This window comes from Rhizobium sp. P2_G2 (assembly GCF_056403555.1).
Genome location: NZ_JBFUFF010000236.1, coordinates 1 through 2,631, shown reverse-complemented (window position 1 = coordinate 2,631; position 2,631 = coordinate 1). Strand labels below are relative to the sequence as shown.

Below are 2,631 nucleotides of genomic sequence, written 5' to 3'. Positions count from 1 at the left end.
GCCGATAGGGCTGGATGATCCGGGCATCGGCGACGCCGCACGGCGTCGCACGCCGATCCAGGTGCCTGATCTCAACGAACGAACGCCGTCTTCCGCTGAGAAGATCGTCCTCGACGCCGGATATCGTAGCGTCCTCGTGGTTCCATTGCTCAGGCCGGACAAGATCGTCGGTGCGCTTGTCGTCAGGCGCCGCAAGCCAGGTGAATTCGACCAACAGGTCGTGCACCTCATAGAAACCTTCGCAGCCCAATCGGTGCTTGCGATCCAAAACGCCAAGCTGTTCCGCGAGATTGAGGAGAAAGGCCGGGAGCTCGAAGCAGCCAGCCGCCACAAGTCTCAGTTCCTCGCGAATATGAGCCATGAGCTCAGGACACCGCTCAATTCCGTCCTGGGCTTCACCGAGCTGTTGGCCGACGGGATCTACGGCGAGCTCCCGGACAAGGCGAAGACCGCCGTGGCGCGGGTGCAAGAAAACGGCCACCACCTATTGGGGCTGATCAACGACGTGCTCGATCTTTCAAAGATCGAAGCGGGCCAGCTGACGCTTGCGCTCGAGGAATACTCCGTCGGGCAGATTGTTCGATCCACGGTTACGGCGGTGGAGCCGCTGGCGCGAGCCAAAGGTCTGATACTCTCGGCGACTGTTGCCGAGAAACTTCCGCTCGGACGTGGCGACGAACGCCGCTTGACCCAGGTCCTGCTCAATCTTGCAGGCAATGCCGTCAAGTTTACCGAAACCGGTGCGATCGACATTCTTGCCGATGCGGTCGATGGAGACTTCGAGATCACAGTGCGCGACACGGGCCCCGGCATTGCGTCTCAGGACCAGGTGCTGATCTTCGAACAATTCCAGCAGGTCGACAGCAGCAGCACCAGGCAGAAGGGCGGCACGGGTCTGGGCCTGGCGATCTCGAAACGTATCGTTGAAATGCATGGCGGAACCATAGAAGTCGAGTCCGTTCCCGGTTCAGGCTCGACGTTCCGCTTGAAGATACCGATCCGGGTAGGGGATAGCGAGGAGGCGGCGGCATGAGACACCCTGTGTCCACCCCTTTTGCGTCAGGCGGCGATTTTGATGGCGCCAGCGTGGAGATTTGGGTCGTATGTGGCGCGGTCTTGCCACGCGCGCCAGAGGATACGGATCCAAGCGCGCGCGAGGATTCTAGCAGCGTGCTGGTGCCTGCATCCACGAGCTTTTGCGCGGTTGTAGATGTCTGCGGCCCAGATGGAAGCGTGCCTGGAGTTGTCGGCGAAGCAGATGATGGCTTGTCGGAGCCGGTGGTTGCAGGCCCATCGGAAGACGACGCCGCGGGATTTGCCGGAAGCATGAGTGACGGGGCAGACGCCGGCCTCGGCGGCGAGTTGGTCTTCGGTTTGGAAGCGTTCGCGCACGTCACCGAGTTCGGCGAGGATTTGGGCGGCGCAGATGCGGCCGGCGCGGGGGAAGGACATGACGATCTGTCCGTCGGGGAGCTGGGCGACGGCATGTTCGATGCGCGAGGAGAGCTTTGTGATTTCGGAGACGAGGGCGTCGAGGATAGTGGCGAGTGCGCAGACGAGTTCGCCCTTGGCGTCTGTCTCGGCCTCCTGGGTGAGGCCGGCAGGGGCTGCGCGCAGCCTGGCGAGGAGTTCGACGGGCGAGCGACGACCGCAATAGCGGTGCTGGGCGAGGAAGCTGGCGAGGCGTTTTTCGCCGAGGCGGCTGGCGCTGTCGGGGGTTGGATATCGACGGGCGAAGGCGATTGCGATCGGGCTGTCGATGGCAGCGAAGATCGAGGTGGCGCCGGGCCAGAAGCTGTCGAGCAGGCTACGCAACTGATTGGCGAGTGCGGTGCGCTGGGCGATCAGGTCGTCGCGACCGCGCACAAGCGCGCGCAACGCGCGGATGTCGTCGGAGGCGGGGGTGAGCGGGCGGAAGCGATGTCCGTCGGTGCGCAGGATGTCAGCGAGCATGTAGGCGTCGCCGAAATCGGACTTGCCGCCGGCAGCTCGGTAGCGCGGGCGGCAGGCTTTGACGACATTTGGATGGATCGGCACGACCGGATGCCCGGCCTCGACCAGCGTATCGACGAGCAGGCCGGTAGGGCGCTCGATGGCAATGGGCAACTCGGCCGGCGGGGCAACCCCACGCAGGCGCGCCAGCAGCGCGGCGAGACCGACCGCGTCATGGCGGACCTCCTCTCGCGCGATGACCTGGCCGGTTGCGTCGATGATGCAGACGGAATGGCTTGCACCACCCCAGTCCAGTCCAACATGAAAGGGCATGTGCCGATCTCCTCGATTTGGTGTAGCCTCACCCGAGCTGGGAGATCGTACGGATCGCTCACTGACAGGCGCTCTGGCCGGCAAGCACTGGCGCTTCACCCTGTGGTCCGTTGCGGTCTCCCGGCACCTGCCGCGCGGCAGGTCTCATGCGGGCCGTCTAGCGGCAAGCGAGGCTGGCCGTCGCGGCAGATGCTCGGGCTGTTGGATGCTACGCCGCTTCGCGGCTCCACGTCCAACAGCCAGGAGGTACTCCAGTGAGCAAACGAATCCTGATGGTGGAAGACACTGAGGACAACCGCCAGATCATCCGCGATCTCATGGCCACCACCGAATACGAACTGATAGAGGCCGCGGACGGTGCTGCCG

General features: G+C 64.0%; 2 protein-coding genes. One reads left to right on the top strand and one right to left on the bottom strand.

Going from position 1 to position 2,631, the window contains the following annotated elements; genetic code table 11:
* Window positions 1–1,033: sensor histidine kinase (locus AC1D06_RS42365; protein ID WP_477991533.1), on the top strand; the 1,033-nt coding region annotated here is incomplete at its 5' end.
* A gap of 26 nt (window positions 1,034–1,059) precedes the next feature.
* Here the strand turns inward: AC1D06_RS42365 and AC1D06_RS42360 are convergent.
* A complete protein-coding gene (locus AC1D06_RS42360) occupies window positions 1,060–2,265 on the bottom strand; it encodes an IS110 family RNA-guided transposase (protein WP_477991531.1) in 1,206 nt (401 codons plus the stop codon).
* Between the last annotated feature and the right edge of the window lie 366 nt (window positions 2,266–2,631).

What these genes read in the sequence shown, in the direction of transcription:
- AC1D06_RS42360 (WP_477991531.1), bottom strand. Translation starts at nt 2,265, where the DNA reads ATGCCCTTTCATGTTGGACTGGACTGGGGTGGTGCAAGCCATTCCGTC.